Annotated in this window: 23 protein-coding genes; 3 read left to right on the top strand and 20 right to left on the bottom strand. The window is 73.9% G+C overall.

The annotated features are described in order from the left end of the window. Positions 1–148: 148 nt before the first annotated feature. The 3 genes from ACIQ9P_RS35435 to ACIQ9P_RS35445 form a co-directional block, all read right to left on the bottom strand. A complete protein-coding gene (locus ACIQ9P_RS35435) occupies positions 149–487 on the bottom strand; it encodes a P-II family nitrogen regulator (protein ID WP_402365618.1) in 339 nt (112 codons plus the stop codon). After that, entirely contained in the window at positions 484–1,875 is a 1,392-nt protein-coding gene (locus ACIQ9P_RS35440) for an ammonium transporter (RefSeq protein WP_402365620.1), read from the bottom strand. The genes ACIQ9P_RS35435 and ACIQ9P_RS35440 overlap by 4 nt, the downstream gene beginning before the upstream one ends. Before the next feature lie 442 nt (positions 1,876–2,317). Continuing rightward, positions 2,318–3,772, bottom strand: a complete 1,455-nt coding sequence (locus ACIQ9P_RS35445; RefSeq protein ID WP_402365621.1) for a hypothetical protein — start codon at positions 3,770–3,772, stop codon at positions 2,318–2,320. 576 nt (positions 3,773–4,348) lie between these two features. Between ACIQ9P_RS35445 and ACIQ9P_RS35450 the strand changes: the two genes are divergently transcribed. Next, complete coding sequence (locus ACIQ9P_RS35450; RefSeq protein ID WP_402365623.1) at positions 4,349–5,020, top strand: bifunctional DNA primase/polymerase; 672 nt, start codon at positions 4,349–4,351, stop codon at positions 5,018–5,020. A gap of 125 nt (positions 5,021–5,145) precedes the next feature. On the opposite strand, the gene ftsY is transcribed toward ACIQ9P_RS35450, so the two are convergent. From ftsY to ACIQ9P_RS35475, 5 genes are all read right to left on the bottom strand, one after another. Next, a complete protein-coding gene (gene ftsY, locus ACIQ9P_RS35455; protein WP_402365625.1) occupies positions 5,146–6,348 on the bottom strand; it encodes a signal recognition particle-docking protein FtsY in 1,203 nt (400 codons plus the stop codon). 133 nt (positions 6,349–6,481) lie between these two features. Next, positions 6,482–10,093: a chromosome segregation protein SMC gene (gene smc, locus ACIQ9P_RS35460; protein ID WP_402365627.1), complete on the bottom strand. Its 3,612-nt coding sequence runs from the start codon at positions 10,091–10,093 to the stop codon at positions 6,482–6,484. Between the two features lie 191 nt (positions 10,094–10,284). Next, entirely contained in the window at positions 10,285–10,488 is a 204-nt protein-coding gene (locus tag ACIQ9P_RS35465) for a hypothetical protein (RefSeq protein ID WP_030396724.1), read from the bottom strand. A 413-nt stretch (positions 10,489–10,901) separates the two neighbouring features. Beyond that, positions 10,902–11,201, bottom strand: a complete 300-nt coding sequence (locus ACIQ9P_RS35470; RefSeq protein ID WP_402365629.1) for an acylphosphatase — start codon at positions 11,199–11,201, stop codon at positions 10,902–10,904. 140 nt (positions 11,202–11,341) lie between these two features. Continuing rightward, entirely contained in the window at positions 11,342–12,712 is a 1,371-nt protein-coding gene (locus tag ACIQ9P_RS35475) for a hypothetical protein (protein WP_402365631.1), read from the bottom strand. Positions 12,713–13,023: 311 nt separating this feature from the next. Between ACIQ9P_RS35475 and ACIQ9P_RS35480 the strand changes: the two genes are divergently transcribed. Next, complete coding sequence (locus ACIQ9P_RS35480; protein ID WP_402365633.1) at positions 13,024–13,947, top strand: hypothetical protein; 924 nt, start codon at positions 13,024–13,026, stop codon at positions 13,945–13,947. 75 nt (positions 13,948–14,022) lie between these two features. On the opposite strand, the gene mutM is transcribed toward ACIQ9P_RS35480, so the two are convergent. From mutM to ACIQ9P_RS35530, 10 genes are all read right to left on the bottom strand, one after another. Beyond that, positions 14,023–14,916 carry a bifunctional DNA-formamidopyrimidine glycosylase/DNA-(apurinic or apyrimidinic site) lyase gene (gene mutM, locus ACIQ9P_RS35485; RefSeq protein ID WP_402365635.1) on the bottom strand — a complete coding sequence of 298 codons (894 nt, stop codon included), beginning with the start codon at positions 14,914–14,916 and terminating at the stop codon, positions 14,023–14,025. A gap of 57 nt (positions 14,917–14,973) precedes the next feature. After that, positions 14,974–15,762 carry a ribonuclease III gene (gene rnc / locus ACIQ9P_RS35490; protein ID WP_093860396.1) on the bottom strand — a complete coding sequence of 263 codons (789 nt, stop codon included), beginning with the start codon at positions 15,760–15,762 and terminating at the stop codon, positions 14,974–14,976. Positions 15,763–15,781: 19 nt separating this feature from the next. After that, positions 15,782–15,955 (bottom strand): 50S ribosomal protein L32, encoded by a 174-nt coding sequence (gene rpmF / locus ACIQ9P_RS35495; protein ID WP_030056747.1) that lies wholly within the window; start codon positions 15,953–15,955, stop codon positions 15,782–15,784. A 2-nt stretch (positions 15,956–15,957) separates the two neighbouring features. Continuing rightward, positions 15,958–16,602 carry a YceD family protein gene (locus tag ACIQ9P_RS35500; RefSeq protein ID WP_402365637.1) on the bottom strand — a complete coding sequence of 215 codons (645 nt, stop codon included), beginning with the start codon at positions 16,600–16,602 and terminating at the stop codon, positions 15,958–15,960. 171 nt (positions 16,603–16,773) lie between these two features. Next, complete coding sequence (locus ACIQ9P_RS35505) at positions 16,774–17,970, bottom strand: ATP synthase F0 subunit B (protein WP_402365639.1); 1,197 nt, start codon at positions 17,968–17,970, stop codon at positions 16,774–16,776. A gap of 233 nt (positions 17,971–18,203) precedes the next feature. Further along, on the bottom strand, positions 18,204–18,695 hold the full coding sequence (gene coaD / locus ACIQ9P_RS35510) for a pantetheine-phosphate adenylyltransferase (protein ID WP_375927063.1): 492 nt from the start codon (positions 18,693–18,695) through the stop codon (positions 18,204–18,206). A 72-nt stretch (positions 18,696–18,767) separates the two neighbouring features. Next, positions 18,768–19,352, bottom strand: a complete 585-nt coding sequence (gene rsmD / locus ACIQ9P_RS35515) for a 16S rRNA (guanine(966)-N(2))-methyltransferase RsmD (protein ID WP_402365641.1) — start codon at positions 19,350–19,352, stop codon at positions 18,768–18,770. A gap of 113 nt (positions 19,353–19,465) precedes the next feature. Next, positions 19,466–19,999, bottom strand: a complete 534-nt coding sequence (locus tag ACIQ9P_RS35520; RefSeq protein WP_030396714.1) for a hypothetical protein — start codon at positions 19,997–19,999, stop codon at positions 19,466–19,468. Positions 20,000–20,116: 117 nt separating this feature from the next. After that, a complete protein-coding gene (recG, locus tag ACIQ9P_RS35525; protein ID WP_402365643.1) occupies positions 20,117–22,351 on the bottom strand; it encodes an ATP-dependent DNA helicase RecG in 2,235 nt (744 codons plus the stop codon). 61 nt (positions 22,352–22,412) lie between these two features. Further along, positions 22,413–24,044 (bottom strand): DAK2 domain-containing protein, encoded by a 1,632-nt coding sequence (locus ACIQ9P_RS35530; RefSeq protein ID WP_402365645.1) that lies wholly within the window; start codon positions 24,042–24,044, stop codon positions 22,413–22,415. A gap of 284 nt (positions 24,045–24,328) precedes the next feature. On the opposite strand from ACIQ9P_RS35530, the gene rpmB reads away from it, so the two are divergent. Further along, positions 24,329–24,514, top strand: coding sequence for a 50S ribosomal protein L28 (gene rpmB, locus ACIQ9P_RS35535; protein WP_014138233.1), 186 nt, complete (start codon positions 24,329–24,331; stop codon positions 24,512–24,514). Between the two features lie 142 nt (positions 24,515–24,656). Here rpmB and thiD read toward each other — a convergent pair whose 3' ends face one another. Both thiD and ACIQ9P_RS35545 read right to left on the bottom strand, forming a co-directional pair. Then, the gene (gene thiD / locus ACIQ9P_RS35540; protein WP_402365647.1) at positions 24,657–25,454 is read right to left on the bottom strand and encodes a bifunctional hydroxymethylpyrimidine kinase/phosphomethylpyrimidine kinase; all 798 of its coding nucleotides are present in this window, start codon (positions 25,452–25,454) and stop codon (positions 24,657–24,659) included. 18 nt (positions 25,455–25,472) lie between these two features. After that, the gene (locus tag ACIQ9P_RS35545) at positions 25,473–26,498 is read right to left on the bottom strand and encodes a 6-phosphofructokinase (RefSeq protein WP_402365649.1); all 1,026 of its coding nucleotides are present in this window, start codon (positions 26,496–26,498) and stop codon (positions 25,473–25,475) included. Positions 26,499–26,621 lie beyond the last annotated feature (123 nt).

Raw genomic sequence — 26,621 nt, forward strand, 5'->3', positions numbered from 1 at the left:
TCGTGCGGGTCGGTCGAGCGGGCGCCGGAACGCCGTCGGCGGACCTGCGACCGTGGGGGGTCGCAGGCCCGCGGGGAGGGGCAGTCGGGTGCCGGTTCCGGCCGGGGCCGGGTGGACGGCGGGGGCGGGTGGACGGCGGGGCCGGTGCCTACAGGGCGTCGGGGCCGCGTTCGCCGGTGCGGACGCGGACGGCGGTGTCGACCGGGATCGTCCACACCTTGCCGTCGCCGATCTTCCCGGTCCTGGCCGCCTCGACCAGGACCTCGATCAGCTGCTCGGCGTCCTCGTCCTCGACCAGGACCTCGACCCTGACCTTGGGCACCAGGTCCACGGTGTACTCCGCACCTCGGTAGACCTCGGTGTGACCGCGCTGACGGCCGTAGCCGCTCGCCTCGGAGACGGTCAGGCCGTGCACGCCGAAGGACTGCAGGGCGGCCTTCACCTCGTCCAGGCGATGGGGCTTGATGACGGCGGTGATGAGCTTCATCGGGCGTCCACCTCGGTCTTCTCGGTGCTCTTCGCGGCGACGGCGACGCCGGTGGCGGGTTCGGCGGGTTCGGCGGGTTCGGCCGGCACGGCGGCGGGCGCCGGGGCCGGGGCGGCGAAGGACCTGCCCAGGCCCGAGCCGAGGGCGCTGAAGTCGTACGCGGACTCGGCGTGCTCGGCCTGGTCGATCCCGGCCACCTCGACCTCCTCGGAGACCCGGAACCCGATCGTCACGTCGATCGCCTTGGCCAGCAGCCAGGAGAGCACGAAGGAGTAGACGGCGACGACCGCCACGCCCATCGCCTGCTTGCCCAACTGCGCGAACCCGCCGCCGTAGAAGAGCCCCTCGGCGGTCTGGCCGACCGTCCCGGTGGCGAACAGGCCGACCAGCAGCGAGCCGATCGCCCCGCCGACCGCGTGCACGCCGACCACGTCGAGCGAGTCGTCGAAGCCGAAGCGGTACTTGAGGCTGATCGCGGCCGCGCAGGCGGCGCCGGCGACCAGGCCGATCGCCACCGCGCCGAGCGGGGAGACCGAGCCGCAGGCCGGGGTGATGGCGACCAGACCGGCCACCGCGCCGGAGGCGGCGCCCAGGGTGGTGAAGGCGCCGTGCCGCAGCTTCTCGTAGACCAGCCAGCCGATCAGCGCGGCACCGGTGGCGACCTGGGTGTTGATCAGGGCCATCGCCGCGACGCCGTTGGCGGCCAGCGCCGAGCCCGCGTTGAAGCCGAACCAGCCGAACCAGAGCAGCCCGGAGCCGAGCATCACCAGCGGCAGCGAGTGCGGGCGCATCGGGTCCTTGCGGAAGCCGATCCGCCGACCGAGCACCAGGCACAGCGCCAGGCCCGCGACACCGGCGTTGATGTGGACGGCCGTCCCCCCGGCGAAGTCGATCACGCCGTTGCGGTCGCCGAGCCAGCCGCCGTTGCCGCCGTCGAAGAAGAACACCCAGTGCGCGACCGGGAAGTAGACCACGGTGACCCAGAGCGCCACGAACAGGCCCCAGGCGGTGAACTTCGCGCGGTCCGCGACCGCCCCGCTGATCAGCGCCGGGGTGATAATCGCGAACATCAGCTGGAAGGCGGAGAACGCCGTCACCGGGATCGTCCCGGCCAGGTCGGTGAGGCCGACGCCGTGCATCCCCAGGAAGTCCAGGTTGCCGATCAGACCGGCGCCCGCGTCGGGTCCGAAGCTGAGCGAGTAGCCGTAGAGGACCCACAGCACACTGACGATGCCGAGCGAGAGGAAGCTCATCGCCAGCATGTTCAACGTGCTCTTGGCCCGGACCATCCCGCCGTAGAAGAAGGCCAGCCCCGGGGTCATCACCATGACCAGGGCCGCACTGACGAGTACGAAGGCGGTGTCACCCGCGCTGAAGCCGTCCGGCATCGGCGTACCTCCTGACTGGAGCCGATCCGCACCCGGGTTCCTGTCCCGTGCACCGGGGCGTCGGCGATGAGGAGGAGCGTGCCGAAGGCTGGTTTCGGCCGATGCGGCCGGTTGTTTCACCGCCGTGACGAGGGCGACGGCGGGGTTACGCGCGCGTGAACCCCGGCCGTGCCACCGGCCGGGACGGGTCCCCGGACGGCCGCCCCGCACGGGCCGTGTCCGCGGCGGCACGGAACGGCGCCGAGCGGTGGCGAACGACGACGAGCGAACGACGAGCGGCGGCGGAGCGGCGGACGGGTACCGATCGGCGGCGAACGGCGGGCGAGGGGTACCGAACGGCATCGACCGCGCCGTCGGCGGACGGCACGGTCGATGGGTCGGGGCCGGGCCTGAGCCGGGGCCGGAACCCGGGGTCGGGCCCCGGAGGCAGGGTCGGGCCGGCTCAGACCACCGAGACGTACTCCGGGATGTCCTGCACCACCCGCTCCTTGAGCCGGCTGACCGCGTCCACGCCCCGGTAGCGGGACGAGGCGGCCTCGGTGGTCTTGCGCACCCGGGAGTTGAGCCGCTCGGAGCGGACCTTGGTGGCGATGTCCACCGCCTGCTCGGCGAAGACCGCCGCCTGCTCCGGCTCGTTCTGGAGCAGGTGCACGCTGGCCATGCCGACCAGGTTGAAGGCGTACGAGCGGACGTGGTCGCCGTCCTGCCGGAACAGGTCGACCGCGCGCTCCATCACCGGCGCGGACATCGAGGCGTAGAGGCCGGCGTTGTCGGAGTGGTAGGCGAGGTCGCGGAAGGAGTGCGCGTTCTCGGCGTTCAGCTCGGCCGGGGAGAAGAACTTCAGCCAGTCCGGGTCGCCGTCGCCCTCGCGGATGTCGGTGAAGGTGTCCTCGGCCAGCCTGACCGCCCGGGCGCAGCGGTTCACCTCGCCGATCGTGGCGTACGCGCGGGCCTCCATCGCGTACAGCAGCGACTGCTGGCGCGGGGTGGCGGTGTCCCGGCTGCCGTACTGGGCGAGGTGGATCAGCTCCAGCGCGTCCTCGCCCCGGTTGAGGTGGATCATCTGCCGGCTCATGTCGGTGAGGATCAGGGCGCCGAACGGGCGGTCCCCGGCCTCCTTGGCGGCGTGCAGCGCCAGCACGTAGTACTTCTGCGCGCTCGGGTGCATGCCGACGTCGTAGGACATCCAGCCCGCCAGGTGGGCGAGCTCGGCGGTGAGCCGGAACAGCCGCCGGGTGGTCTGCTCCGGGTAGGTCTCCTGGAGCAGGTCGGTGACCTCGTGGAGCTGGCCGACCACGGCCTTGCGGCGCAGGCCGCCGCCGTTCTGCGCGTCCCACTGGCGGAACATGACCGTGGTCTGCTCCAGCAGTTCCAGCTCGGGCTCGGAGAGCCGGCCGGTGAACGGCTCGCCGCCGTTGGCCGCGGCCAGGATCGGGGTGGGGGCACCGTTCGGGCCCGGGGCCAGCCAGCGCTGCATCGGCTCGATCAGCGCGGCGCCGGCGGTCAGGGCGAGCGAGGTGCCCAGGAAGCCCCGCCGGTTGAGCATGAGGTCGCTGCGGGAGTAGTCACTGATCAGCTGGACGGTCTGCGGGGCGCTCCACGGCAGGTCGACGCCGCCGCCCACGGTGGAGACCGGCACGGCGGCGCGCAGGCCGAGGTCCTCGATGGAGACCACCGAGCCGAACCGCTCGGAGAACAGCTCCGACATGATCTTGGGGATGGGCTCGCGGGGCTGCTCGCCGTCCAGCCAGCGGCGCACCCGCGAGGTGTCGGTGGAGACGTGGTGGGCGCCGATCTGCCGGGCCCGGCGGTTGACCTGGCGGGCCAACTCCCCCTTGGACCAGCCGCTGCGGGCGAACCACGTGGTCAGCTTCTCATTGGGTTGCTTCTCTGCCATGGGTCCCCATCCCGCCCGGCCCCCGCGGGGCCCCGATCGTGATCGCCCGACGGTTGCGGGCTCTTGCCGGCCGTGCCGTGACCGAACTGCGGCGCTGCCGTCGCAGACGAACCGTCAGTTCCCCAACTCCCGGACCCCCGGCGCCCGGAGCGGCCCCCTGACGAGGTCCGTGTGCTGAACGTAACGCCCCGCGCACTGCCCCGGGGAGCGGCCCTGGCGAAACGCCACCTTTCGCCACCCCCAGGAGTGAACCGAAGCGTGTGGACAGACGGTTCACTAGGAGGTCCCGACGGCCCGGCATATGCGGGCCGCCAAGTCCCCACGGATATCCGGTCCTTCGGGCGAACTGCCGCCGTCACAGGGGATTTCGCCACCCGCACCGATCACCGGCCGCCCCGCGAACACGACGATCCGGCATCCGTACCGCCCGCCACAAGGCGGCGCCCGAGGCACACCACCGCAACTGGCGCACACCCGGCGCTGCGCGCCGTCACCGCACCACGCACCACGCAACGGACAATCAACACAAAGTCACCGTCCCGTAACCATCGGCAACCAGAACCTGTTGGGGGAGGCATGGACAACCTGTTCGGCGAACTTCGACTGGGGAGCCTGCGGCTGGCACCGCTGGGCGCGCGCCGTCGCACCCGCGTCACCGCGAGCCAGGCGGCCGCGGAGTACACCGGCCGGTGGGGCTGGGCCGTCGTCGTCGGCGAGCCGGCCCGCGCCGCCGGCGCCCCGGAGAGCTGCCACTGCGGCACCCCGCGCTGCGCCGCCCCCGGTCTGCACCCCTTCCCCGGTACCGGACCGGCCGCCGGCCCCGGACCGGACGCCTCGGTGCTGTTCCCCACCGGTCGCGCCTTCGACGTCCTGGACGTCCCCGAGCAGGCCGGCCTCCAGGCGCTGGTCCGGCTGGAGCGGATGGGCACCCAGGTCGGCCCGGTGCTCGCCGCGCCCACCGGGCGGCTGCAGTTCCTGGTCGCGGCCGGCACCGCGCTGCGGCTGCCGGACCTGCTCTACCGGATGGGCTGGGACGACGCCGCGCTCGACCTCGCCTGCCACGGCGAGGGCAGCTTCGTCGCCGCCCCGCCCACCGTGCTGGCCGGCCTCGGCCCGGTCCGCTGGCTGCGCCGGCCGACCCGGGACAACGCGGGCTGCCCGCCCGAGGCCCGGCTGCTGCTGGGCACCCTCGCCTATGCCTGCCACCGCGGCCGGGAGCGCCGCTCCGAACCGGCCTGGATCGCCTGAAGCCCGGTCCGGAAGAGCCTCCGACCCACCCCGGCCGGGCCCGGGGACGAGCCGGGCCGGGCGCGGGAACGCCGAAGGGTCCGCCCCTCGCGGGAGCGGACCCTTCACCGGTGGACCGTCGGTCCTCAGTCCCCGATCAGCGCGTCCACGAACGCGCCCGGCTCGAACGGCGCCAGGTCGTCGGCGCCCTCGCCCAGGCCGATCAGCTTGACCGGCACGCCCAGCTCCCGCTGGACCGCGATCACGATGCCGCCCTTGGCGGTGCCGTCCAGCTTGGTCAGCACGATGCCGGTGATGTCGACCACCTCGGCGAAGACCCGGGCCTGGACCAGCCCGTTCTGACCGGTGGTAGCGTCCAGCACCAGCAGCACCTCGTCCACCGGGCCGTGCTTCTCCACGACCCGCTTGACCTTGCCCAGCTCGTCCATCAGGCCGGTCTTGGTGTGCAGTCGCCCGGCGGTGTCCACCAGCACGGTGTCCACGCCCTCGGCGATGCCCTCCTTGACCGCGTCGAACGCGACCGAGGCCGGGTCGCCGCCCTCGGGGCCGCGCACCGTGCGGGCGCCGACGCGCTCGCCCCAGGTCTGCAGCTGGTCGGCGGCGGCGGCGCGGAAGGTGTCGGCCGCGCCGAGCACCACGCTGCGGCCGTCGGCGACCAGCACCCGGGCCAGCTTGCCGGTGGTGGTGGTCTTGCCGACGCCGTTGACGCCGACCACCAGGACGACCGCGGGGCCCTCCTCGTGCTTGGTGGACCGGACGGTGCGGTCGGCGTCCTTGCCGATCAGCTCGACCAGTTCCTCGCGCAGCAGGGCGCGCAGCTCGTCCGGGGTGCGGGTGCCGAGCACCTTGACCCGGGTGCGCAGCCGCTCGACCAGCTCCTGGGTGGGAGCCACGCCGACGTCGGCGGTCAGCAGGGTGTCCTCGATCTCCTCCCAGGTGTCCTCGTCCAGGTGCTCGCGGGAGAGCAGCGAGAGCAGCCCCTTGCCCAGCGAGTTCTGCGAGCGGGAGAGCCGCGAGCGCAGCCGGACCAGGCGGCCGGCGGTGGGCTCGGGGACGTCGAGGGCGGGGGCCGCCGGTTCGGCGGGCGCCGCCGCCTCCTCCTCGGGGGCGGCCGGGAGCTCCACCTCCTCGACGGTGCGGCGCGGTTCCTCGGTGGGCGGCGCGGCCTCCTCGCCGACGGCGGGCTCGCGCGGGGTCGGGGGCGCCGTGATGACCGGCGCCTGCGACTTCGGGGGCAGCTGCTGGCGTCGTCTGCCGGAAACGACGAGTCCGGCGATCGCGCCGACGGCGACCACCGCGATGACTACGGCAAGAATCACGTATTCCATAACCCCCCCAGTATCCGTGACGCCGGTCCGCGCGGACCGCAGGCGACGGACCGGATCGGGAACGGATCGGGAACGGAACGGGAACCGTCCCGGGAGCGCGCGCCCGCCGGAACGGGCCCGGACCGCGGCGGGCTCAGGCCCGGACCGCGGCCGGCTCCGCCGCCGGAACCGGCGCGGCGCGGGTCCGCCGCTCCCTCCGGTCGTCCCGCAGCCGCTGGCTGATCACCTGCGAGATGCCGTCGCCCTTCATGGTCACCCCGTACAGCGCGTCGGCCGACTCCATGGTCAGCTTCTGGTGGGTGATCACGATGAGCTGGGAACTCTCCCGCAGCTCCTCCATGAGCCCGATCAGCCGGCGCAGGTTGGTCTCGTCCAGCGCCGCCTCGACCTCGTCCATCACGTAGAACGGGCTGGGCCTGGCCTTGAAGATCGAGACCAGCAGCGCCACCGCGGTGAGCGAGCGCTCCCCGCCGGAGAGCAGGGACAGCCGCTTCACCTTCTTGCCGGGCGGGCGGGCCTCCACCTCGACGCCGGTGGTGAGCATGGAGTCCGGGTCGGTCAGCACCAGCCGGCCCTCACCGCCCGGGAACAGCCGGGAGAACACGCCCTGGAACTGCGCGGCGGTGTCGTGGTACGCGGAGGTGAACAACTCCTCGACCCGCTGGTCGACGTCCTTGACGATGTCGAGCAGGTCGCGCCGCCCGCGCTTGAGGTCGTCCAGCTGTTCGCCGAGGAACCGGTGGCGCTCCTCCAGGGCGGAGAACTCCTCCAGCGCCAGCGGGTTGACCTTGCCCAGCTGCTGGTACGCCCGTTCGGCCGCGCGCAGCCGCTTCTCCTGTTCGGCCCGGACGTACGGACGCGGCTCGCCCGGCTCCTGCCCCTCCTCCGGGGTCGAGGGCGGGACCGGCCGGTCGGGACCGTAGCCGTCCAGCAGTTCGCCGCCCTCGATGCCGAACTCCTCCAGCGCGCGGCTCTCCAACTGCTCGATCCGCAGCCGCTTCTCCGCCCGCAGCACCTCGTCGCGGTGCCCCGCGTCGACCAGCTTGTCCAGCTCGTCCTTGAGTTCGCGCCCGTGTTCACGGTGCTCCCGCAACTCCGCCTCCCGGGACGCCCGGGCCTGCTCGATCGCGGCCCGTTCGGCGTCCGCGCGGGCCAGCGACACCTCCAGGCAGGCGAGCAACTGCCGGGCCCCCTCGGCGACCGCGACGGCCACGGCGGCGTCGTGCTCGGCCCGCCGGCGGCGCTCGGCCGCCCGGGCGCGCGCCTCGCGCTCGGCCCGGGCGGCCCGGTCCAGCTGGTCGGCCCGCCCGGCCAGGGCGCGGACCCGCTCCTCGTGGGTGCGCACGGCGAGCCGGGCCTCCAGTTCGGTCGCCCGGGCCGCGGTGGCGGCGGCGGCCAGCCGCTGCTGCTCGGCGGCGTCCGGCTCGTCCTCCCCGTCGGCGGCCGTCTCCTCGGCCACCACCAGCCGTTCGGCCAGTTCCTCGGCGGTGGTCCGCAGCCGGTCCAGGCCCTCCTCCGCGCGGTCGGCGGCGGCGGTCAGCCGTTCGGCCTCGCCGGCGGCGGCCCTGGACTGCCCGCCGAGGCGGCCGAGGGTGCCCGCCACCGAGGCCCGTTCCCGCTCCAGTTGCCGCCGCCGGGTGGCGAGTTGTTCCAGGGCGGCGGCCGACTCACGGCGCCGCTCGGTGAGTTCGGCCAGCCGTTCGGCCGACTCGGCACAGCGGACGTCGAGTTCGGCGATGGTCCGGGCGGCCTCGTCCACCGCCGCCCGGGTCTCCAGCAGGCTGGGCGCGGCGTCGGAGCCGCCGTGCGCGAAGGCCGCGCCGAGCCGGTCGCCCTCGGCGGTGACGGCGCTCAGGCCGGGGTGCGCGGCGACCAGCCGGAGCGCTTGGTCGAGCGTGTCGACCACGGCGGTCCCGGCCAGCAGCCGGCCGACGGCGGGCAGCAGCGCGGGCGGGCCGTCCACCAGCTCCGCGGCCCAGCGGGCGCCGGGCGGCAGCTCCCCGGCCGGGGCCCCGGGCCGGGGGGCGCCGGCGATCAGCAGCGCGGCCCGGCCGGCGTCCCGTTCGCGCAGCAGTCGCAGTGCCTCGGCGGCGGCGGCGGGCGAGTCGACGGCCACCGCGTCGGCGGCGGCGCCGAGCGCGGCGGCGACGGCGGTCTCGTGGCCGGGGGTGATCCGCAGCAGTGCGGCGGCCGAGCCGAGCAGTCCGGCGAGCCGGTCCCCGGCGTCGAGCAGCGCGCCGCTGCCGTCCTTGTGGCGCAGGCCGAGCGCGAGCGCGTCGTGCCGGGCGGTCAGCGCGGCCCGCTCGCGCTCGGCGGTGGCTGCCTCCTCCCGGGCGGCGGCGAGCTCCCGCTCGACGGCGGCGAGCCGTTCCCGGGCGCCCTCGTGCGCGGTGTCGGCCCGTTCGCCGTCCTCGGCCTCGGCCTCGACCCTGGCCCTGAGCTCCTCGTACTCCTCCCGGGCCGCCCCGGCGCGTTGCAGCGCCTCGTCCCGGGCCTCGGCGAGCCGACCGATCTCGGCCTCGGCGGCGGCGGCCCTGGACCGGGCGGCGGCGGCCTGTCCCTGGAGCCGGGCCAGGCCCTCGCGGCGGTCGGCGATGGCCCGGGCGGCGTCCTTGAGCCGGCGTTCCTCGGCGGCCAGGGCGTGTTCCAGCCCGGCCTTGGTGTCGACCGCCTCGTCCAGCGCCTCCTGGGCCTGTTCCAGGGCCTCGGTCAGGGCGGCTTCCTCCTCCCGGACCCGCCCCGCCTCGCGCTCCAGCTCCTCCGGGTCCCGGCCGCGCCGCTCCTCGCCCTGCCCGTCGGCGGCCGCGTGCCGGGCCTTAGCTCCGGCCAGTCCGACGGTGCCGCGGGTGCGTTCGGCGAGGGCGGAGAGCCGGTACCAGGTCTGCCGGGCCGCTTCCAGGCCGGGACCGAGCTGCTGCACCTGCGCCTCCAGCACGGCCTCGCGCTGGATCGCCCGGCCGAGTTCCTGCTCGACGGTGGAGCGGCGCAGCCGCAGGGCCAGTTCGTCGGCGATCTCCGCCTCGACGGCCCGGCGCAGGGCGAGCAGGTCGTCGGCGAGCAGCCGCAGCCGGGCGTCGCGCAGGTCGGCCTGGATCCCGGCGGCCCGGCGGGCGATCCGGGCCTGCCGGCCGAGCGGGCCGAGCTGGCGCCGGAGTTCGGCCACCAGGTCCTGGACCCGGTTGAGGTTGACCTGCATCGCGTCGAGCTTCCGCAGCGCCTTCTCCTTGCGCTTGCGGTGCTTGAGGACGCCCGCGGCCTCCTCGATGAAGGCGCGCCGGCCCATCGGGTCGGCCTGGAGCACGGAGTCGAGCCGGCCCTGCCCGACGATGACGTGCATCTCGCGGCCGATGCCGGAGTCGGAGAGCAGTTCCTGGATGTCCAGCAGCCGACAGGTGTCGCCGTTGAGCGCGTACTCGCTGCCGCCGTTGCGGAACATCGTCCGGGTGATGGTCACTTCGGCGTACTCGATCGGCAGGGCGCCGTCGGTGTTGTCGATGGTGAGGCTGACCTCGGCCCGGCCGAGCGGGGCGCGCCCGCTGGTGCCGGCGAAGATGACGTCCTCCATCTTGCCGCCGCGCAGCGACTTGGCGCCCTGCTCGCCCATCACCCAGGAGAGCGCGTCGACGACGTTGGACTTGCCGGAGCCGTTCGGGCCGACCACGCAGGTGATGCCGGGTTCGAAGCGCAGGGTGGTGGCGGAGGCGAAGGACTTGAACCCGCGCAGCGTCAGACTCTTCAGGTGCACGCGCCGCTCTCCTCGCCTCGCCCGCCGGGCCCCGGCCGGCCCTGCCGCGACTGTATCCGCCCGCCCCGCCGCGACCGGCGGGGATCGGGGCCGGACACGACGAAGGGACGCCACACGGGGCGTCCCTTGCAAGCTGCGTCCCTTACGGGGCGGCTCGGTGCACAGCGGCGTCGATCGGGATCGGGCGGGACTCAGGTGAGAGCCGGCTCCCGCTGGTCCAGATCGATGCTGTTGAGCAACGAGTGCTCGTCGGCGACAGCGGTGAGTGCGTCGTTCACAGCCTGCATCCTGATGAGCTCGGCTTCGAGATCCTGGACGCGCTGCTGCAGCCGTCGCATCTCGGAGAGCATTCGCGGGTCGGGGCCGCCGACGTACCCGAGAAGCGCCTTTGCCATGATGAATGGTCCTCCACGCTGAGTGACCGAACCGGAACGGTCCAGGTCTAGGGGGAAGGGGGACGCACGCGCGGCGTGCACCGGCAGTGCTGGCTGGGCACTGCGGCACAACCACCGTGAGCTGGGCTCACGGGGGCATGCGCCTACCGGATAAACGCGGTCGTGTGCGCGGGTTTCCAGCGTCTCACCAAAGACGGTACGGGTCAACACGATCACCGCACGCTACCGCGCCCCTGTCACCTGCCTGGCGGTGTCATCACGCCCGGCGGCTCCGGAGGGGGGTCCACCAACTGCTCGTGGATCATCGTTCGATGCGGAGTCAACCACGAGTCTGCCCGGATGGCAACCGTACGACACCGCCGGTTGACGATCGTTTTCGACCGACCCTCCCCAGCCCCGGCCGAGGGGGGTGTTCAGCGGATCTCGAAGCTCCCGTACCCGGGCCCGACGGCGGTCCAGATCTCGGTCACCCCGCTGACCCGGCCGGGCGTGTCCGGGCCCCTGAGCAGCGCGAGCAGTCGCTCGCACTCCGGGGCGAGGCCCTCGGCCACCACCTGCACCCGGCCGTCGCCGAGGTTGCTCGCGTAACCGGTCAGTCCGATCTCCAGCGCCCGCGCCCTGGTCCACCAGCGGAAGCCGACCTGCTGCACCTTGCCGCGCACCCAGGCGGTGACGCGGACCGGCTCGTCACTGTGGGCGTCGCGACCGTGCATGCCCCCGACCCTATCCGCCGCGCCGACGGCCCGCGCCACGGGGAAGCCGGGACGGCGCGAGGCCCCCGGCCGGTCGTGGGACCGGGTCGGGGGCCTCGCCGCGCGGCCGGAGTGCGGCACCGGGCCGGGGGCCGACGGGGTCAGAAGCCCCCGCCGAAGTCCCCGCCGCCACCCCCGAAGTCGCCGCCACCGCCGAAGTCCCCGCCACCGCCGCCGAAGCCGCCGCCGAAGTCGGAGGAGTCGAAGTCGGCCCCGGACTGGTCCCCGCCCTCGTAGCCGGAGCCGGCGTCCGCCGGTCCGTACGCGTACGCGGGGGTGGCCATCATCGAGCCGAGCATGGTGCCGACCAGCAGCCCCGGCAGCAGACCGCCGCCGCCGAAACCGCCGAAGTAGCCGCCGGCCCAGGGCCCGTAGGCCGGGCCCGCGTTCCAGTACGGCTGCGGGCCGTGCTCGGTCGGCACGGTCCGGATGTCCGGGTCCTGCCCGGCCGCCAAGCGGTCCCCGTCCGCCCGGCAGACCGGGACCGAGCGGGCGGCGCCGCCCGCCGGCGCCCAGTCGGCGTCCCGCACCGACGGGCCGTGCCGGGGGTCGAAGAAGCACGGGGGACGCCGCTCGGGCAGCGGGTGCCCGTCCCGCCGGGCGGCCAGGGTGGCCAGCGCGAACCGGCCGTCCTCCAGCGCCTCGGAGACCGGCTTGGCGTCCTCCGGCCCCTTGGCCCCGTCCATCAGCAGCTTGGCCCGCTCGTAGGAGTCCAGGGCGTGGGTGTAGTCGCCGCGCTGGGTGTCGTCGGCGTCCGGCGCGGACGGGACGAAGTCGAGCCGGTCGAGCTCCTCGCCGTAGGCGGTGATGTCCTCGTCCACAACCCGGCGCACCTGGGCGAGTTCGGCCTGCCGCTGCTCCTCCTTGCGCCGCTTGGAGCGGCGGAAGAGCAGGAACACCCCGGTGCCGGCCAGCGCCAGCAGGGCCAGCGGGACGGCGATCGCGGCGACGGAGACACCGCCGGCGGCGCTGTTCACGCCGTGCCCCTTGACCTGCGGGGCGGCGGTGTCCACGAAGTCGCCGAGGGTGGCGCCGATGTCGCCGGGGTGGGCGCGGAAGGCCGCGCCGGCGATCCGCTGGGCGCTCGCGCTGGCCAGCGCGGCCTTGTCCGAGCGGGCCTGGAACTGGTCGCCGCGCCAGATCGCGTAGGTGCCGGTGACACCGACCTTGGTGCGCAGGTCGTCGAAGACGGTCGAGGCGCCGTACGGGTCGGCCGCCGGGACCACCGCCACGAAGATCGGCTTGTCCGCCTTGCGGATCTTCTCGGTCAGCGCGTCGGCCTGGCCCGGGCCGAACCGGCCGGCCATCGCCGGGTCGACGTAGACCCGGCCCTGCTTGAGCGCGGCGGCCGCGTCGTCGAGGCCGCCCGCCGCCGAGGCGGCCGGCGCCAGCAGGAGCAGCAGCCCCAGCAGCGCCGCCACCAGGGCCAGCGGCCCGGCGCCCCGGGAACGTCGTCGAGCAAGGGTTCTCATGCCACCGACGCTACCGCGACCGGTCCCCCCGCCGGGCACACCGGCCGGGTACGGAACGGACCGGCACCCCCACCGTCCGCCGGGGTGGGGCCCCTTCCACGGGATGATCTTTCCTCCGACCGCCCCGGATCCCCGCTCCGGGCGGGAACCCGGCCGTCGGCCCGGTCGTACCACCCGGCGTGTCCCGGCGGACGCGGAGCCCGTCCCGGGCGTCCCGGCCGCACCGCGCGACCAGGCATAGTGGTGGCCGAACGGTCGCCCCATGACCACCTCCCGACCGTCCTGCCCCCTCCCTCCTGATCGGAGCACGTGTGATCATCGGCCTCGTCACCGCCGTGGCGGCCTCCGCCTGCTACGGCACCGGTTCGGTCCTCCAGGCCGTGGGATCCCGGCGCTCCGCCCGCGAGGAGGCCGCCAAGGGAGGCGACTCCGCCGGTACCACCGCGCACGGCGGGCCGAGCCTCTCGTCCACCGCCAAAGCCGCCGTGACCTGGGAGTTCATCCTCGGCACGGTGCTGGACTTCATCGGCTTCGGGCTCGGCGCGCTGGCCGCCCGGCTGCTCCCGCTGTTCCTCTCCCAGACCATCATCAGCGCCAACCTGGTGATCACCGCGGTGCTGTCGATCAAGCTGCTCGGGATCCGGCTCAAGCAGCTGGAGTGGGCCTCGATCGGCGTGCTCTGCTCGGCGCTGGTGCTGCTCGCCGTCTCGGCCGGCCCGGAGGGCGGGCACCACACCGAGATGTCGTTCCACTGGTGGCTGCTGGCGATCACCACCGTGCTGCTGGTGGGCGGCGCCCTGCTGGTGCGGCGGATGGGGGCCAACGGCGCGATCGTCGCCGGCCTGCTCTCCGGCCTCGGCTTCGGCGCGCTCGGCGTGGGCGTGCGGATCCTCAACGGCGTCGAGCCGTTCGACCTCGGCAGTCTGCTCTCCGACCCGGCGCTGTACGCGATCCTGGTCGGCGGCATCGGCGGCATGTACGTGCACACCGTGGCCCTGCAGATCGGCTCGGTGAACGGCGCCACAGCCGCCCTGGTGGTCGGTGAGACGGTGCTGCCGGGCGCGGTCGGCGTGCTCTGGCTCGGCGACTCCTCCAAGGCCGGGCTGGGCTGGCTCGGTGTGGCCGGCTTCGTGCTGGCGGTGGTCTCGGCGGTCGGTGTCGCCTACTTCGGCCAGGACACCCACGGTGGCCTGCCCGACGGCGAACCGACCCGGCCGGAACTCGCCGAACGCTGAGGCCGGGCGCCGGAGGACCGGTGACGGGGGGCCGTCGGGGCGGTCCCCCGCGGCCCCCGTCGGCCCCTCCCCCGGTCAGCCCCCGTCGCGCACCCGCGGAACGCGCTGGCAGCGGGGGCAGAAGTAGCTGGACCGGTTCATCCAGGAGGCCCGCCGGATCGCGGTACCGCAGCGCCGGCAGGGCTCGTCCTCCCGGCCGTAGGCGTCCAGGTCCCGGGAGAAGTAACCGCTCTCGCCGTTCACATTGACGTACAGGCTGTCGAAGCTGGTACCGCCGACCGCCAGCGCCGCCGCCATGACCTCGCGGGAGTTCGCCAGCAGCAGCGCCGCCTGCGGCCGGGTGAGCGTCGCGGCCGGCCGGTCGTAGTGCAGCCGGGAGCGCCACAGCGCCTCGTCCGCGTAGATGTTGCCGACCCCGCTGATCAGCGTCTGGTCCAGCAGCGCCCGCTTGACCGTGGTGCGCCGGGCGCGCAGCGCCGCGACGAAGGCCGCGTCGTCGAACCGGGCGTCGAGCGGGTCGCGGGCGATGTGCGCGATGGAGACCGGGGTGCCCTCGGGATCGCCGTCCTCGGCCTCCTCGACCGCCAGGCCGCCGAAGGTCCGCTGGTCGACGAAGCGCAGCTCGCGCCCGCCGTCGGTGAAGCGCAGCCGGACCCGCAGATGCGTCTCGTCCGGCACGGTCGGGTCCTGGACGAGGAGTTGGCCGCTCATCCCGAGGTGGCCGATCAGCGAGAATTCCCCGCCCGCCGCCGGCCTGCCCGGGCCGGCCAGCGGCACCCAGAGGTACTTGCCGCGGCGCTGCGCGGTGCCGAGGGTGGTGCCGGTGAGCCGGGCCGCGAAGTCCGCCGCACCGGCCGGCTGACGGCGGACCGCGCGCGGGTGCAGCACCTCGACGTCGGCCACCGTCCGCCCGGCGACCCAGTTCGCCAGACCTCGGCGGACGACCTCGACCTCGGGAAGTTCGGGCACGGGAACACGCCTCCTGCGGAACGGACTCGGCTCTGCAGGAGGAAGGCTACTGCGTGCTCAGGCGCCGCTCGGCAGCCGGTCGGCGTGCTTCTCCTTGATCGCCCGCCAGGCGCTCTCGGCGGCCTTCTGCTCGGCTTCCTTCTTCGAGCGGCCGACGCCGCTGCCGAAGTCCTCGCCGGCCACCCGGGCCGCCGCGGTGAAAGTCTTCTCGTGGTCCGGACCGGACTCCTCGACCACGTACTCGGGCACTCCGATGCCCACCGAGGCGGTGAGCTCCTGGAGGCTGGTCTTCCAGTCCAGGCCCGCGCCCAGCTGAGAGGACTCCTCGATCAGCGGGTCGAACAGGCGGTGGACGAACTCGGTCGCGGCGTCCAGACCCTGGTCCAGGTAGACCGCGCCGATGACCGCCTCGACGGTGTCGGCGAGGATCGACGACTTGTCGCGGCCGCCGGTACCCTCCTCGCCCTTGCCCAGCCGGATGAACACACCGAGGTCCAGACCCCGGCCGACATCGGCGAGCGCGCGCGAGTTGACCACCGCGGCGCGCAGCTTGGCGAGCGTGCCCTCGGGAACGTCCGGGTGGACGCGGTAGAGGGTGTCGGTCACCACCAGGCCCAGCACCGAGTCGCCGAGGAACTCCAGGCGCTCGTTGGTGGGCAGGCCACCGTTCTCGTACGCGTACGAGCGGTGGGTCAGGGCACGCACCAGAAGGGCGCGCTCGAGCGTGTACCCGAGGCGCCCTTCCAGGACGTCGTATTCGGTCGAAGCCGGCCCGCCGGCCTTCCCACCGCCCGAAGGAGACTTCGGTGCGCTGGTCGCCTTGCGGGAAGAGTTACCGTCCGACATCGATCCGTACACCCGCCGATCAGACCGAGAGGACCTGGCGACGGTTGTACGTGCCGCAGCTGGGGCACGCGATGTGGCCCAGCTTCGGCTCGTGGCAGCGGTCGCACGCCACGAGGGCCGGGACAACGGCCTTCCAGTTGGAACGGCGGTGGCGCGTGTTGCTGCGCGACATCTTCCGCTTCGGAACAGCCACGGCTACTTCTCCTGGTTCTCGGCGAGACCCTCACGGGTACCGCTGTTCTTGGTTCCGTCACCCTCGTCGCCGGGGGCGGCGGAGAGTCCCTGCAGAGCCGCCCACCGGGGGTCGGCGGCATCGTGGTGGTGCGCCGGGTCGTCACTCAGGCGCGCCCCGCATTCGGAGCACAGGCCCAGGCAGTCTTCCTGGCACACCGGCTGCAGCGGCAGTGCGAGCACCACCGCGTCACGCAGCACCGGCCGGAGGTCGAAGAAATCGCCCTCCAGGCGGTAAGTCTCGTCTTCCGAGTCCTCGTCGAGATCCTCGGTCCCGGAGGTCCGGGCGCGGTGGCGCTCGTCGGACTCCGGGTAGTAGTACAGCTCCTGGAAGTCCACGTCGAGGTCGAACTCGACGGGCTCCAGGCACCGGACGCACTCGCCCTCGACCTCGGTCGCGGCGGTGCCGGTGACCAGCACGCCCTCGACCACGGACTCCAGGCGGAGGTCCAGCTCGATCCCGCTCTTCTCCGGGACGCCGATCACGTCGATGATCCCCAGGCCCTCGGGGGCCTCCAGGGTGCGGGACACCTTGCGCAGCGCACCCGGACGACGGCCCAGCTCGTGCGTGTCGAACACGAGGGGGTCGCGGTGGTCGAGGCGGTTCAAGATGTCCTGACTTCCTGAGGGGGATCTGGTGCGCGGCGCTGCTCGTCGGGCGGTTCGCGGGCAGACCTGCGGCCCGACACGGAGAGGCCGGAGTGGTCAGACTACCCGAGTCTCCCGTCAGGCCCAACTCCGCTCCCGGCCGCGGGGGCCGGGAGCCGGGGACGCGCTCCGCTACCGGCCGCCGAGCTCCCGCAGCCGGGTCATGTCGATCATGCTGGTGTCGAAGAAGCTGGTCTCGTCCAGTCCGGCCTGGTTCTGCTGCGGCACCGGCGCCGGCGGACTGCCCGGCTGCTGCGGGTAGTCGTAGCCGCCACCGCCGTACTGCTGCTGCTCGTAGCCCTGCTGCTGGGCCGGGTAGGCGTAGCCGGCCTGCTGGCCGTCCGGGTAGCCCTGGTGCTGCTGCTGGTACCCGCCGGCCTCCTGGCCCTGCTGGTGGCCCCACTGGCCGCCGTACGGGTCCGCGCCCTGGCCGGCGGCCGGGTCGTAGCCGCCGCCGTACACGTCGGCGTACTGGGCGCCGCCCTGCTGGGCCACCGCGTACTGGTCCGCGCCGGGCGCCTGCCAGCCGGCCGCGGCCGGGGTCTGCTCCGGCCAGGTCTGCTGCTGCGGCACCTCCTCGCGGTACCAGGCCAGCTCGCTGCCGTCCGGGTCCCCGGCGAAGCCGGCCGCGACCGCCTCCGCCCGCTCCTTGGCCTGCTGCGCCTCGTCGGCGGCGGCCAGGTAGGCGCCGAGGTCGTCGATCGGGCGCTTTCCGGTCAGCTTGTCGCGGCCCTTGCCGACCGCCTCCAGGGTCGCGCTGAGCACGTTCTCCAGGGTGGCGAGCTTCACATCGACGTACTCGTCGACCTCGGGACTCGGGCTGATCCGCTGCGGCCGGAACTCCTCGCCGTCGGTCTCGCCGTCGTACTCGACCTCGAAGACGCTGTTGTCGCCGCGCAGCTTGGTGCGGCCGCGGCCGACCGCGCCCAGCGTCTTGGTGAGCACGACCTCGAAGTTGGCCAGCTTGCTGTCCACGTAGTCGTCGGCCTCGGTGCGCTTGGTCTCGACCTCGGCGCGGGCCTCGGCGAGGATCCGGTCCGCCTCGGCCTGGGCGCGCCGGACCACCTCGGTGTCGGAGATCAGCGAACCGCGCTCGGCGTGCGCGCCCTGGATGATCAGGTCGGCCTCGGCCTGGGCTCCGGCGACCATCGAGTCGTGGTCGGCCATCACCGACTGTGCCTGGGCCAGCTCGGTCGGCAGGGCCGACCTGAGGTCCTGGAGCAGGCTGATCAGCTCGGCGCGGTTCACCACGCAGGAGGCCGACATGGGCATCGAGCGGGCGCTCTCGACGGCCGCCACGATCTCGTCGACCTTGTTCTGCACGTCCACGGGGATTCGTCTTTCCGTGTGCCGCCGAGGTCCGGCGGAGGCAGCGCCCGGCGCGGTGGACGTCACCGCAGGGCTGGAACACAGACTGTACGGCCAGCGCCGGGCGAGCTCACAACGCCTGGACCGGGCCGCTCCGCCACCTGCCCGACATACCGTGACGAACCGGCAGAAACGGACGGCCGGTCACCCCGGGCCGGTCCCCGCCGGGCGACCGCCGTCCGCCGGGCCGCCCGCTACTGCTGGGCGCGCCGCTCGGCGATCCGCTCGACCAGCCGGCGGTGCACCGTCTCCGGCAGCAGGTGCGAGACGTCGCCGCCGTAGGAGGCGACCTCCTTCACCAGGGTCGAGGAAAGGAAGCTGTACGTCGGCGAGGTCGGTACGAAGAGCGTCTCGACGCCGGTCAGGCCGTGGTTCATCTGGGCCATCTGCAACTCGTAGTCGAAGTCGCTGACCGCGCGCAGGCCCTTGACGATCGCCGGGATGTCCCGCTCCCGGCAGAAGTCCACCAGCAGGCCGAGGTGCGACTCGACCACGATGTTCCCGTACTGGGCGGTGGTCTCCTCGATGAGGGCGATCCGCTCCTCGATGCTGAACATGCCCTGCTTGTTGCGATTGATCGCGACCGCGACGTGCACCACGTCGTACAGCTTCGAGGCCCGCTCGATGATGTCGAGGTGACCGTTGGTGATCGGGTCGAAGGACCCGGGGCAGACGGCGCGGCGCATGGCGTGTGTGCTCCCTCGTGGGGTGACGGGAATGCTGCGGGCCCGGGCCCGCCAGCGGTGGTCCGACGACCGCTAGGAGTGGTCGCGGGTCTCGTCGGCGGCGCGACCGTACCAGAGCGTGCCCTCGCCGTAGCGACGGGAGCGCAGCTCCTCGAAACCCTCCGGCCAGCCGAACGCGCCACCGCGGGTGCTGCGCTCCACGGTGACGAGCACGTCCTCCGCGAGCCAGCCCCCGGCCGACAGTGTGACCAGCATCTCCCGGACCTCGTCGTCCGTCATCACGTACGGCGGGTCGAGGAAGACCAGGTCGTACGGCGCCTCCGGGGCCGGCCCGGCGACGACCTTCTCGGCCCTGGCCGCCTGCACCAGCGCACCCGGCAGACCGACCGTCCGGACGTTCTCCCGGATCACCCGGGCCGCCTGGGCGTCCGCCTCGACCAGCAGCACGTGCGCCGCCCCGCGCGAGAGCGCCTCCAGGCCGACCGCGCCCGATCCGCCGAACAGGTCCAGCATCCGGGCGCCGTGCAGGGTGCCGCGCAGCGCCTCCAGGGTGGAGAACATCGCCTCCCGGGCCTTGTCGGAGGTCGGCCGGGTGCCCCGGCCGGGCGGTACGGCCAGTCGGCGGCCGCCGGCCGCCCCGGCGATCACGCGGGTCATGGTGGTGGGGGGTCCTTTCGTCGCTGCCCGACCACGCTATCCCGATCACCGCCCTCCGCTCACGCCGGAGGGGCGCCCGCGCGGGACGCCCCTCCGGTGGTGCCCCGGTCGGGTCAGCTCGCCTCGGAGCCGGCCGCCCGGTCCGGGGCCGCCGCGCCGAGCAGCGAGGGCGAGGCGTAGCGGGACCAGGACAGGCAGCCGTCGGGCGGGCAGTACTCGGGACGGCGCGGGTCGTGGCCGAGCTCGCGCAGCTTGGTGCGGACGGAGTCCGGCGTGCGGCCGAAGCGGGCGGCGATCCGGGCGACGGTCTCGCTCTCGTGGAAGCGCCGGACCAGCTCCTCCTCGTGCTGCGGCACCCAGGGGGCGCCGTGGCCGGGGTAGAGCTCGCGCAGCACGTCGCGGTCGGGGATGGGCTCGGAGACGTCGGCGACGATCGCCAGGGCCCGGAGCGCGCGGTTGAGCGCGATCCGCAGCGAGGCGACGTCCTCGACCGGGAGTCGCAGCTTGCCGGAGGCGAGCGGGGTGGCGGCGGCGCCCTCGCGCCAGCCGGCCAGGGTGAGGGTGACCTCGCGGTCGTCGTCGCTGGCGAGTTCGATCCGGAAGACCTTGTCGCCGAGCGGGAGCTCGTTGAGATGACGGAATGCCATGGCTAAACCCCCAAGTGTGGTGTCAGGAGCGCACCTTGGGGGTGCGTCCCGAACACCTTCATTCTCTCCCGGGGGTCTGACAATCGGGCCCGGCGGCGGGCCCGGCGGACGGGCCGGTCAGCCCTTCTCCATGTAGGCCGCGCGGTCCTCGTCCAGCAGGCTCTCCAGGGCCGTGCGCAGGTCCGGATGGGCGGTGAGGTCCGGGTCCTCGGCGACCAGCCGGGTGGCCTCGGCCCGGGCGGTCACGATGACCTCCTCGTCCTCCAGCACCGAGAGCACCTTGAGCGAGGACTTCACCCCGGACTGCGCCTGGCCCAGCACATCGCCCTCGCGGCGCTGTTCGAGGTCGATCCGGGACAGCCGGAAGCCGTCCAGGGTCTCCGCCACCGCGTCCAGCCGGGCCCGGGCGGGACTGGCCGCCGGCATGTCGGTGACCAGCAGGCAGAGCCCCGGGGCGGAGCCGCGCCCGACCCGGCCCCGCAGCTGGTGCAGCTGGGAGACGCCGAACCGGTCCGCGTCCATGATCACCATCGCGGTGGAGTTCGGCACGTTCACCCCGACCTCGATCACCGTGGTGGCGACCAGGACGTCCACCTCACCTGCGGCGAACCGGCGCATCACCTCGTCCTTGGCCTCCGGCGCCAGGCGGCCGTGCAGGATCTCCACCCGCAGCCCGGCCAGCGGACCCGCCACCAGCTTCGCGGTCGTCTCCACCACGGACAGCGGGGGCCGCCGGTCGCCCTCGGCCGCCGCCCCCTGGTCCGGCGCGTCGTCGAGCAGCTCCTCCAAGTCCTCCGCCGGACGCCGCTTGCGCTTCGCGCCCTTCGCCGGCTCCGGCTCCTCGTCCCCGATCCGGGGGCAGACCACGTACGCCTGATGGCCCTTGGCCACCTCCTCGCGGACCCGCTCCCAGGCCCGGGTCAGGAAGTTCGGCTTCTCCACCGCCGGCACCACATGGGTGGAGATCGGCGAGCGCCCGGCCGGGAGCTGGTCCAGCACCGAGGTCTCCAGGTCCCCGAAGACGGTCATCGCGACCGTGCGCGGGATCGGGGTCGCCGTCATCACCAGCAGGTGCGGCGGCTGCTCGCCCTTGGCCCGCAGCGCGTCCCGCTGCTCGACGCCGAACCGGTGCTGCTCGTCGACCACGACCAGGCCGAGGTCCTGGAACTGCACCTTGTCCTCGATCAGGGCATGGGTGCCGATCGCGATACCGGCGTCCCCGCAGGCCATGTCGAGCAGCACCTGCCGCCGGGCGGGCACGCCCATCGACCCGGTCAGCAGCACCACCCGGGTGCCCAGGTCGGAGCCGCCGAGCAGGCCGCCCTCGGCGAGGTCGCCCATCATCTCCACGATCGACCGGTGGTGCTGCTGGGCCAGCACCTCGGTGGGCGCGAGCAGCGCCGCCTGCCCGCCCGCGTCGACCACGGCCAGCATGGCCCGCAGCGCCACCAGGGTCTTCCCGGAGCCGACCTCGCCCTGGAGCAGCCGGTGCATGGGGTGCTCGCTCGCCAGGTCGGCGGCGATCTCGGCGGAGACCGTGCGCTGGCCCTCGGTGAGGGTGAACGGCAGCCGGGCGTCGAAGGCGTCCAGCAGGCCGCCGGGGCGGGCCTCGCGCGGCTTGGCGGGCAGGGCGGCGTCGGCGGCCCGGCGCTGGGCGAGGGCGACCTGGAGGACGAACGCCTCGTCCCAGCGGAGCCGGTCCTGGGCGCGTTCCCGGTCGGCCTGGCTCTGCGGGCGGTGGATCAGTTCGAGCGCCTCGGGCAGCGGGATCAGCCCGTGCCGGTCGCGGAGTTCGAGCGGCAGCGGCTCGCCGACGTCGGAAACGTGCTTGGTGAGCGCCGTCTCCACGCAGAGCGAGAGCTTCCAGCTGGGCATCTGGGCGCTGGCCGGGTAGACCGGGATCAGCCGGCCGGCGAACCGGGCGGCGGCGCCGTCGCCGTCCGTGTCGTCGAGCAGCTGGTAGTCGGGGGAGGCCAGCTGACGGGCCCGGTTGAACACCCCGACCTTGCCCGCGAACAGGCCCTGAAGGCCCGGTCGCAGCTCCTTCTGCCGCCAGCCCTGGTTGAAGAAGACCAGCGTGAGCCGGCCCCGGCCGTCGGTGACCACCACCTCCAGCCGGTCGCCCTTGCGGCCGCGGAAGGGGATCAGCGTGACCTTCTCGATCCGGGCCAGCACGGTGACGTGCTCGTCGACCTCCAGCTCGTCCAGACTGGTGAGCTGGCCCCGCTCGACGTAGCGGCGCGGATAGTGGTGCAGCAGGTCCCCGACCGTGCGCAGCTTGAGGCTGTCGGCGAGCACCTTGGCGGTCCGGTCGCCGACGAGCTTGGTCAGTGGTTCATCGAGAGCGCCCATCAGGCCCCTGTTTACACCACCGGACCGACAACGCGGCCCGCACCCGGCCAGGTCGGTCGGCTCACTCGACGCCGATGAGCAGCGGCGCCGACTCCTGGCCGCCGTGGAAGACCACCGCGTCCACCTCGGGGCGGCTGTGCCGGGCGTGGGCGACCAGCCGTTCGGCGAGGCCCTCGGGGGCGCCCTCGCCGAGGACCAGGGTGACCAGTTCGCCGCCGCCGCCGAGCATCCGGTCCAGCACGCTCGTGCCGACCTCGGCCAGCCCGGTGCCGATCACCGCGACGTCCCCGTCGATCAGCCCCAGCACGTCGCCGGCCTGGCAGACCCCGGCCATGGTCCAGGACTCGCCCTCGGCGACGGCCAGTTCGGCGTACCGGGTGGCGCCGGCCGCCGAGGTCATCGCGACCACGTCCTCGTCGAAGCGCCGGCCGGCCTCGTGCACGGCCAGCGCGGCCAGCCCCTGGACCGGCGAGCGGGTGGGCAGCACCGCGATCCGCACCCCCTCCTCGCGCAGCTGGTCGGCGGCGGCCCCGGCGGCGGCCCGCAGTTCGGGGTCGTTGAGCAGCAGCACCACCTCGCGGGCGGCGGCCCGGCGCACCGCGGCGGTGAGTTCGGCGCTGGCCGGCGGGCGGCCGGGTTCGGCGTGCAGCACGACCGCGCCGGCCTGTTCGCAGAGTTCGGCGAGACCGGCGCCGGAGACCACCGAGAGCACCGCGCGGGCCCGCCGCTCGGGCTCGCCCCTGCCGTCGGCGGCGCCGGACCGGGCGGCGGCCTCGGCGAAATGGGTGATCCGGATCTGGTGCGGGCGCCCGGCCCCGACCCCGGCCTCGACGGCGGCGCCCGCGTCGTCGACGTGGACGTGCACGTTCCACAGGCCGTCGCCGCCGCCGACCACCAGTGAGTCCCCGAGCCCGGCGAGCCGTTCGCGCAGCGCGGGCAGCGCCTCGTCGGGCGCGTCCAGCAGGTAGATCACCTCGAAGGCGGGGTGGCCGGGGCCCGGCGGGCGCACGTGGACCCCGCAGCTCTCCACCGGCCGGAGGTCGTCGCGGAGCGCGACCGGCCCCATCGGCTGGTGTCCGGCGACCGCGTCGGCGAGCGCCCCGAGGACGGCGACCAGGCCGCGGCCACCGGCGTCCACGACCCCGTTCTCGGCGAGGACGGCGAGCTGCTCCGGGGTGTGCCGCAGGGCCTCCCTGGCAGCTCGGTGGGCGGCCTCGGCGACCTGGCCGAGACCGTCGCCGGCCCGGGCGGCCTCCCTGGCGGCGATCCGGGCGACGGTCAGCAGGGTGCCCTCGACCGGTTCGGCGACCGCCTGGTAGGCGGAGTCGGCGGCCCGTTGGAGGGCGGCCCGCAACTGGTCGGCGCCGCCGCCGGCGGCGAGGGTCTCGGCGGTGCCGCGCAGCCACTGGGCGAGGATGACCCCGGAGTTGCCGCGGGCGCCGACGAGCGCGCCGCGGGCCATCGCCCGGGCGGTCTCGGCCAGGCCGGGCGCGGGGCCGGGGCCCGGTTCGGCGAAGCGGCTCTCGACGGCGGCGGCCGCCGACTCGACGGTCAGGTACAGATTGGTGCCGGTGTCGCCGTCCGGGACGGGGTAGACGTTGAGTGCGTCGATCTCCTCGCGGGCCTGGCCGAGCGCCCGCAGCGCCAGCTGGCACCAGCTGCGCACGGCCGGGGCGTCGAGCGTGTGCAGCACCAGGTCTCCTCCGGAGTGGGACGCCGTGATGGCCTGAGGGTGAACGGCGAGGGGTGGTACGGGCAGGTTATCGGGGCCCGGACGACGGCGGCGGACACGGCGGCCGGAGCGATCAACCCCCCGGTCATGGTAGTTTCGTCGAACGGAAGCAAGCGTTGTATGCTCTTCCGGTTGCCTGGAACAGGTTCAGGCTCACCCTTCGGCCCGGTTCGGTTCACGCGAGTGCTCCGCTGGTCCAGCGGGGTTTTCGAACGTAAATGATCTGAAGTCTTGGAGTGACTCCTGTGGCTGCCAACTGCGACGTCTGCGGCAAGGGGCCGGGCTTCGGCAACAGCATCTCCCACTCTCACCGCCGTACCCCCCGTCGTTGGAACCCCAACATCCAGACGGTGCGCGCTGTGATTGGGCGGACGCCGAAGCGGCTCAACGTCTGCACCTCGTGCATCAAGGCCGGTAAGGTCTCGCGCTGACGCGCAGACCGGTACGCCGGTCCTCCAGCAAGCCGGTTCATCCTCGGATGGGCCGGCTTCCTGTTTGCCCGGCGGCTCCGCCGACCGTTCCGCCGATGGGCGGGCCCCACCCGGGCCCGCCCATCGGTCTTTCCGGCCGTGCTCAGCGCCAGCGCCAGGCGTGGTCCACCGGGCCGATGCCGGCGCCGAGCGCGAAGCCGCCGGCGATCGCGCCGGTGATGTACTCCTTGGCCGAGGCCACCGCCGCCGGCAGCTCCTCGCCCTTGGCCAGGCCCGAGGCGATCGCGCTGGCCAGGGTGCAGCCGGTGCCGTGGGTGTGCCGGTTGTCGTAGCGCGGCGCCCGGTACCAGTACTCCTCCCCCGCGCCCCCGTACAGCAGGTCGGCCGCCTCGCCGGCCAGGTGCCCGCCCTTCACCAGCACCCAGCGCGGCCCGAGGTCGAGCAACGCCTTGGCCGCGTCCAGCATCCGGTCCTCGCCCTCGACCGTCCGGCCGGTGAGCTGGGTCACCTCGTGCAGGTTGGGGGTGGCCAGGGTGGCGACCGGCAGCAGCCGCTCCCGGACCGTGGCGACGGCCTCGGCGGCGAGCAGCGCGTCGCCGTGCTTGGAGACGCCGACCGGGTCCACCACGACCGGGGCGCCGACGCCCGCCAGCAGCTCGGAGACGGTCTCGACCAGCTCGATCGAGGCGAGCATGCCGGTCTTCACGGCCTGGACGCCGATGTCGTCGACCACGCTGCGGAACTGGGCGCGGACGGCCTCGGCGGGCAGCTCCCAGTAGCCCTGGACGCCGAGCGAGTTCTGCGCGGTGACGGCGGTGACGACGCTCATGCCGTGGACGCCGAGGGCGAGCATCGCCTTGAGGTCGGCCTGGATGCCGGCGCCGCCGCCGGAGTCGGAGCCGGCGACGGTGAGCACGCGGGGAGGTGCGGTGGAGGACATGGCCCCCAACCTACGCGGTCAGAGCACGGCCTCGGACTCGGCCCAGCGCACCTCGGGGACGGTCTTGAGCCGGGTCACCGCGTCGGCGATCGGCACCAGCCGGATGTCGCCCCGGCGCAGCGCGGTGAAGTGACCGAACTCGCCCCGGTGGACGGCCTCCACGGCGTGCCAGCCGAAGCGGGTGGCGAGGACGCGGTCGCGGGCGGTCGGGATGCCGCCGCGCTGGACGTGGCCGAGGATGACCGGGCGGGCCTCCTTGCCGAGCAGGTTCTCCAGCTCGTGGGCGAGCCGGTTGCCGATCCCGCCGAAGGTGCGGTGCCCGAACCGGTCGAGTTCGCCGTGGTCGAAGCGCATGGTGCCGGGCATCGGGGAGGCGCCTTCGGCGACCGCGATGATGGCGAACTTCTTGCCCCGGGCGAAGCGGTCCTCGACCATCCGGGCCACTCCCTCGATGTCGAACGGCCGCTCGGGGATCAGGATTCCGTGCGCGCCGCCCGCCATGCCGGCGGTGAGGGTGATCCACCCGGTGTGGCGGCCCATGAGTTCGACGACCATCACCCGCTGGTGCGATTCGGCGGTGGTCTTGAGCCGGTCGATCGCCTCGGTGGCGACGTGCACGGCGGTGTCGAAGCCGAAGGTGACGTCGGTGGCGTCGATGTCGTTGTCGATGGTCTTCGGAACGCCGACCACCGGCAGTCCGGCCTCGCTGAACAGCCGGGCGGCGGTGAGGGTGCCCTCGCCGCCGATCGCGATCAGCGCGTCGATGCCGATGTCCCGGGCGAGGGTCTTGGCGTTCTCGACCGCCCAGGCGATCCGCTCGCGCTGCACCCGGGCCGAGCCGAGGACGGTGCCGCCGAGGGTGAGCAGACCGGTGACGTCGTCGTGCGAGACCGGGCGGGTGCGGCCCTCGATCAGCCCGAGGAAGCCGTCCTCGATGCCGACGATCTCGTCGCCGTGCACATCGGTGCCGCGGTGCACCACGGAGCGGATCACCGCGTTCAGGCCGGGGCAGTCGCCGCCGCTGGTCAGGACTCCGATGCGCATGCCGGTGGCTCTCCCGCTCCAAGTGGTTCAGACCACAGTGGTCCAGACCACTCATCCGGAAGGCGGGTGGCCGGGCTGTGGGTCCAGCCTACGCACACACCTCGCCGGGGGCCGGTTCGCACG

This window comes from Kitasatospora sp. NPDC094019 (genome assembly GCF_044764505.1).
Classification (GTDB): domain Bacteria; phylum Actinomycetota; class Actinomycetes; order Streptomycetales; family Streptomycetaceae; genus Kitasatospora.

Coding starts and splice junctions, on each gene's coding strand:
- ftsY (WP_402365625.1), bottom strand. CDS start 6,348: ATGGAATACGTGATTCTTGCCGTAGTCATCGCGGTGGTCGCCGTCGGC.
- ACIQ9P_RS35470 (WP_402365629.1), bottom strand. CDS start 11,201: ATGCACGGTCGCGACGCCCACAGTGACGAGCCGGTCCGCGTCACCGCC.
- ACIQ9P_RS35440 (WP_402365620.1), bottom strand. CDS start 1,875: ATGCCGGACGGCTTCAGCGCGGGTGACACCGCCTTCGTACTCGTCAGT.
- thiD (WP_402365647.1), bottom strand. CDS start 25,454: ATGTCCTCCACCGCACCTCCCCGCGTGCTCACCGTCGCCGGCTCCGAC.
- ACIQ9P_RS35520 (WP_030396714.1), bottom strand. CDS start 19,999: ATGGCATTCCGTCATCTCAACGAGCTCCCGCTCGGCGACAAGGTCTTC.
- ACIQ9P_RS35445 (WP_402365621.1), bottom strand. CDS start 3,772: ATGGCAGAGAAGCAACCCAATGAGAAGCTGACCACGTGGTTCGCCCGC.
- rsmD (WP_402365641.1), bottom strand. CDS start 19,352: ATGACCCGCGTGATCGCCGGGGCGGCCGGCGGCCGCCGACTGGCCGTA.
- rnc (WP_093860396.1), bottom strand. CDS start 15,762: ATGTCGGACGGTAACTCTTCCCGCAAGGCGACCAGCGCACCGAAGTCT.
- ACIQ9P_RS35475 (WP_402365631.1), bottom strand. CDS start 12,712: ATGAGAACCCTTGCTCGACGACGTTCCCGGGGCGCCGGGCCGCTGGCC.
- ACIQ9P_RS35545 (WP_402365649.1), bottom strand. CDS start 26,498: ATGCGCATCGGAGTCCTGACCAGCGGCGGCGACTGCCCCGGCCTGAAC.
- coaD (WP_375927063.1), bottom strand. CDS start 18,695: ATGCGCCGCGCCGTCTGCCCCGGGTCCTTCGACCCGATCACCAACGGT.
- ACIQ9P_RS35435 (WP_402365618.1), bottom strand. CDS start 487: ATGAAGCTCATCACCGCCGTCATCAAGCCCCATCGCCTGGACGAGGTG.
- recG (WP_402365643.1), bottom strand. CDS start 22,351: ATGGGCGCTCTCGATGAACCACTGACCAAGCTCGTCGGCGACCGGACC.
- ACIQ9P_RS35450 (WP_402365623.1), top strand. CDS start 4,349: ATGGACAACCTGTTCGGCGAACTTCGACTGGGGAGCCTGCGGCTGGCA.
- ACIQ9P_RS35465 (WP_030396724.1), bottom strand. CDS start 10,488: ATGGCAAAGGCGCTTCTCGGGTACGTCGGCGGCCCCGACCCGCGAATG.